The 5,287-nt window shown below is 73.5% G+C and carries 4 protein-coding genes; 3 read left to right on the top strand and 1 reads right to left on the bottom strand.

The annotated features are described in order from the left end of the window. Nucleotides 1-245 precede the first annotated feature (245 nt). On the top strand, nucleotides 246-1,373 hold the full coding sequence (locus tag CCN35_RS11310; RefSeq protein WP_086792463.1) for an aminopeptidase P family protein: 1,128 nt from the start codon (nucleotides 246-248) through the stop codon (nucleotides 1,371-1,373). Nucleotides 1,374-1,421: 48 nt separating this feature from the next. Then, a complete protein-coding gene (locus CCN35_RS11305) occupies nucleotides 1,422-2,372 on the top strand; it encodes an aminoglycoside phosphotransferase family protein (protein WP_086792459.1) in 951 nt (316 codons plus the stop codon). Between the two features lie 33 nt (nucleotides 2,373-2,405). On the opposite strand, the gene treZ is transcribed toward CCN35_RS11305, so the two are convergent. Then, nucleotides 2,406-4,160, bottom strand: a complete 1,755-nt coding sequence (treZ, locus tag CCN35_RS11300; RefSeq protein WP_067396653.1) for a malto-oligosyltrehalose trehalohydrolase — start codon at nucleotides 4,158-4,160, stop codon at nucleotides 2,406-2,408. A gap of 170 nt (nucleotides 4,161-4,330) precedes the next feature. Here treZ and CCN35_RS11295 point away from each other — a divergent pair, with 170 nt between their 5' ends. Then, a complete protein-coding gene (locus CCN35_RS11295; RefSeq protein WP_067396655.1) occupies nucleotides 4,331-4,918 on the top strand; it encodes an FHA domain-containing protein in 588 nt (195 codons plus the stop codon). Nucleotides 4,919-5,287 lie beyond the last annotated feature (369 nt).

Raw genomic sequence — 5,287 nt, 5'->3', positions numbered from 1 at the left:
GACCCCGTGGGCCGACCGCGTGGGCCGACCCCGTGGGCCGACCGCGTGGGCCGGCATCCCGCCGGAGGCGGCCGCCCGACATCTCGGACGAAACGGCGGAAAAGCGCTCGGGTCGTCCGGTCATCGGCGATGATGGCCGGACGACCCGGGCCGCAGAACCCGGGCCGGTTCGCGTCGCACCACGTGACCGGGCAGGATGCTGTCCGTAGCCTTCACCGCCGTTCCCGCCGTACACGGAGGCCCGGATGACCGGCATCGCGCCCGCGCCCTTCACCGCCGACGACTACAGGGCCCGCATGGAACGCGCCGCCCGGGCGGCCGACGACGCCGGACTGGCCGGCCTGCTGGTGGCACCCGGCCCGGACCTGGTGTGGCTGACCGGCTACGCACCCCCCGCCGACACCGAACGGCTCACCCTGCTCGTTCTCACCCCCGGACGGGACCCGGTCCTCGTCGTTCCCACCCTGGAGGCCCCGGACGCCGCCAGGGCCACCGGCGCGTCCGCCCTGACCCTGCGCGACTGGACCGACGGCACGGACCCCTACGCGATCACGGCCGAGCTGCTCGACGGCGACGGCCGGTTCGGCATCAGCGACAACACCTGGGCCATGCACCTGCTCGGTCTGCAGAGGGCGCTGCCCGACACCTCCTACGCCTCCCTCACCGAGGCCCTGCCGATGCTGCGCGCGGTGAAGGACGAGGCCGAGGTGGAACTGCTCGCGGCGGCGGGAGCGGCCGCCGACGCCGCGTTCGAGGAGATCCGGACGATGCCCTTCGCCGGCCGCCGCGAGCGCGAGGTCGGCGCCGACCTCGCCGACCTGCTGCGCCGCTTCGGACACTCCCGGGTCGACTTCACCATCGTCGGCTCCGGCCCCAACGGCGCCAACCCGCACCACGAGATGGGCGACCGCGTCATCGAGCACGGCGACATGGTCGTCCTCGACTTCGGCGGTCTGAAGGACGGCTACGGCTCCGACACCACTCGCACCGTGCACGTCGGCGAGCCCACCGACGAGGAACGGCGGGTGCACGACATCGTCCGCGAGGCCCAGGAGGCCGGCTTCCGGGCGGTGCGCCCCGGCGTCGCCTGTCAGGAGGTCGACCGGGCCGCCCGCGCGGTCATCGAGCAGGCCGGATACGGCGAGTACTTCATCCACCGCACCGGCCACGGCATCGGCGTCACCACGCACGAACCGCCGTACATGATCGAGGGCGAGGAGCAGCCCCTCGTCCCCGGCATGTGCTTCTCCGTGGAGCCCGGCATCTACCTGCCCGGCCGCTTCGGAGTGCGCATCGAGGACATCGTCACCGTGACCGAGGACGGAGGCCGCCGCCTCAACAACACGACCCGCGAGATGGTGACAGTGGACTGACCGGCGGGCAGCACCCGCCCCGACCGACCGGAACGACACAGCGCGACGATGACCCAGGCACCGACACCCACCGCGGACACCGCCCGCCGGCTGGTCCGCACCCTGCTCAAGGACGGCCTCCAGGACCAGGCCGACACCGCCGCCGGACCCGAGGTCCGGCCCGTCGCCGAGGGCGGGCGCTTCACGTGGTGGGTGGGCACCCGCCATGTGCTGCGCCTGGCCCCCGACCGCGAGGCCTCGCTGCGCCAGCGCCGCGAGCTGCGCCTGCGCGACCTGATCCGCCCGCACCTGCGGATCACCGTCCCGGTCAGCGTCGCCCACGGAGAGTGGGCGCCGGGGCTGTCGTACACGCTGGACACCAGGATCACCGGCGGCACGGCCGACGAGCACGACGTGTCCGCGCTCGGCGAGGACGACCTGGCCGGGCTGTTCACCGGGCTGCGCGAGGTGCCCGTCCGGCAGGCCCAGGCGCTGGGCGTGCCCCGCATCGCACCGCGCTCCCTGGGGGCGCTGCGCCGCATGGCCGTGCACTGCGCCGAACGCCTCGGGGCCGCCGACGAGTTCGACCCCGCGCGGATGACCCAGTTCACCCCGGCCGCCGCGGCCCAGCTCGTCGCCCAGCGCGGCACCGATGTGCTCCTCCACCACCATCTCAGGAGCGAGCACCTGGTGGTGAGCGCCGACGGCCGGGTGCGCGGCGTTTTGGGCTGGACCGACGCGGTGATCGGCGACCCCGCCGAGGACATCGCCGGCCTCGCCGTCGCCGTCGGCGCCCCGGCCGCCGTGCGCGCCGCCACCCTGGCCGGCTACGGCGCCCGCTCCTGTCTGCGCGGTCTGTGGCTGGCCCGCTGCGACACCCTGATCCGTCTCGCCGACCGCCTCGAGGGCCGCGACGGCAGCCCGCTGCCGCTCCTTCGGGCCCAGCTGCGCCACGCCTGGGAGGCGATCCTGCTGGAGCGGGTCACGGAAATCAGGGCCACCACGGGCGAGGAGCCGTAGCCACCGCCCCGGGGCGCCCGCTTCCCCCGGTGCTCACTGCTGCATCAGCACCGCGCACGAGTGGCCGGGCACATGCAGCAGCCCGTCCGGGCCGGGCGGCGTCACCGGATCCCAGGCCGCCAGCACCTCGGCCGGGCGCGCCCCCAGGGGGATGGCCGCCGCTTTCTCGCCGAGATTGACCGCCACGAGCACGTCCCCGCGCCGGAAGGCGAGCCAGCGGGCGTCCTCGTCGAAGGCCACCTTGATGTCCGCGAGATCCGGATCGGTGAGGTCCGGCTGCTCGCGGCGCAGCGCGATCAGCCGCCGGTACCAGGCCAGCACACGCCGGTGCGGCTCCCGCTGCGGCTCGGACCAGTCCAGGCAGGACCGGTCCCGGGTCGCCGGGTCCTGCGGATCGGGCACCTCCTCGGCCGCCCAGCCGTGCTCGGCGAACTCCCGGCGCCGGCCCCGACGCACGGCCTCGGCGAGCTCCGGGTCGGTGTGGTCGGTGAAGTACTGCCACGGCGTGGTGGCCGCCCACTCCTCGCCCATGAACAGCATCGGCGTGAACGGCGCGGTCAGCGTCAGCGCGGCCGCGCAGGCCAGCAGCCCGGGGGAGTGCGCGAGCAGCGTGGACAGACGGTCGCCCCGGGCCCGGTTGCCGATCTGGTCGTGGGTCTGGCTGTAGCCGATCAGCCGGTGCCCGGCCACCCGTGTGCGGTCCAGCGGACGGCCGTGACGACGGCCGCGGAAGCTGGAGTACGTCCCGTCGTGGAAGTAGCCGTGGGTGAGCGTCTTGGCGACCGCCGCGAGCGGGGCCCGCGCGAAGTCGGCGTAGTAGCCCTGGGACTCGCCGGTCAGCGCCGCGTGCAGCGCGTGGTGGAAGTCGTCGTTCCACTGGGCGTGCAGACCCAGGCCGTTCTGCGCGCGGGGGGTGATGAGCCGCGGGTCGTTCAGGTCCGACTCGGCGATCAGGAACAGCGGACGGCCCAGCTGTGCCGAGAGCGCGTCCACGGCCGCGGACAGCTCCTCCAGGAAGTGACATGCGCGGGTGTCCACCAGCGCGTGCACCGCGTCCAGGCGCAGCCCGTCGATCCGGTAGTCGCGCAGCCACGCCAGCGCGCTGCCGATCAGATAGGCCCGCACCTCGTCCGAGCCGGGCGCGTCCAGGTTGACGGCGGCGCCCCACGGAGTGTGGTGGGTGTCGGTGAAGTACGGCCCGAAGCGCGGCAGATGGTTGCCGGAGGGACCCAGGTGGTTGTGCACCACGTCCAGGACCACGCCCAACCCCTGTTCATGCGCCCGGTCGACGAAGCGCTTCAGCCCCTCCGGGCCGCCGTACGGCTCGTGCACCGCCCACGGCGAGACGCCGTCGTACCCCCACCCGTGCCGCCCGGGAAACGGGCATACGGGCATCAACTCCACATGGGTGACACCCAGTTCCGCCAGATGCTCCAGCCGCTCGGCGGCCGCGTCGAAGGTGCCCTCCCGGGTGAACGTGCCGATGTGCAGCTCGTAGAGCACCGCCCCGGACAGCGGACGCCCGGCCCAGGCACCGGAGCGCCAGGCGTACCGTCCGTGCTCGACGACGGCACTCAATCCGTCCGGGCCGTCCGGCTGCCGCCGCGACCGCGGATCCGGCAGCACCGGACCGTCGTCCAGCGAGAACCCGTAGCGCGAGCCGTCGCTCGCCTCCGCCTCACCGGTCCACCATCCCGCCCGCTCCGGATCGCGTTCCAACGCGCGCGTGACGCCGTCGCACTGGAGCGTCACCCGGTCGGCCTGCGGTGCCCACACCTCGAACTGCACGGACGGTTCCCCTTCGTCTGCTCACCGTGATGGCTTTGCCCATCGTCCTCCATGTGCGATCAATCCGCCGTCGAAAACTCCCTTTTGCTGCAGGTGTCGTCAGGTCCGTTCCACGCCGCCACCACGGGCTTCGCTGGACACATGCGGTCCACTGACCGACAATCACCCCCGTGACGTCGTCCTTCGAATTTCATACGCCTCCCGCGCGGTTGTCCGACGCGGAGCGTGACAAGGCGCTGAAGATCCTGCGTGACGGCGTCGCAATGGGCCGGCTGTCGCACGACACGTTCATGCGCCGCATGGAACTGGCCCTGACCGCCCGCACCTCGGAGGATCTCGCCGCGCTCACCGCCGACCTGCCCACCGAGGGCCGGCTGTCCCGGCTGGTGTTCGGCACGGTCGAGGCGGTGTCCGGCTTCACGGTACGGCTGCGCAGGGCCTGGCAGGCCGAGCGGCTGCCCAAGCTGCTGCTGCCGTACCCCGGCAGCGGCCGGGCGCTGCGCATAGGGCGCGATCCGGGCTGCGGCCTGCGGCTGACCCACGAGACGGTCTCCCGGGTCCACGCCGAGCTGTGCCATCAGGGCGGGATGTGGGTGCTGAGAGACCTGAGCTCGACCAACGGCACGACCGTCAACGGACGGCGCGTGATCGGCGCGGCCGTCGTGCGCGAGGGCGACCAGGTGTCGTTCGGCCAGGTCGCCTTCCGGCTCTCGGCTCCCCGGCCCCCCGGCCCCGACCGAGGACGCGGACCCGCCTGAGACCCCGCCGAGGTACGGACTGCCTCATGGGCTGCCTCACCCGCCACTTCACAGCCCACCGCAGAACTCCGGCCCGGACCGCTTCACGTCTTTGCCCTTCAAGGCTCTGGTCAGGACGACGCCGCCCCGAAGCCCCATCCCGGGGTAGGCCCACCCACGCCCCCCGTCCCCGCGCGCCGGCCGCGGAGGAGCCGAAGGGCGTGCCGGTGGCGGGGACCCGAACACGCGGAGGCGCGAAGCGCTGAGCACGCTCGGGTCCCCGCCACCGGCTCGTGGCGCCCGCAGGCGACCGAGCCGTCTCACCTCGACATCCCCCGTGCCTCGAGCACTGCTGCCACCACCGTCCGGCTCTGGTGCTCGACCTGGTGC

It is taken from the genome of Streptomyces thermovulgaris (genome assembly GCF_002155915.1).
Taxonomy (GTDB): domain Bacteria; phylum Actinomycetota; class Actinomycetes; order Streptomycetales; family Streptomycetaceae; genus Streptomyces; species Streptomyces thermovulgaris.
The sequence above is the reverse complement of the archived record's forward strand: the minus strand, read 5'-3'. Positions and strand labels throughout refer to the sequence as shown.

Coding starts and splice junctions, on each gene's coding strand:
- CCN35_RS11305 (WP_086792459.1), top strand. CDS start 1,422: ATGACCCAGGCACCGACACCCACCGCGGACACCGCCCGCCGGCTGGTC.
- CCN35_RS11310 (WP_086792463.1), top strand. CDS start 246: ATGACCGGCATCGCGCCCGCGCCCTTCACCGCCGACGACTACAGGGCC.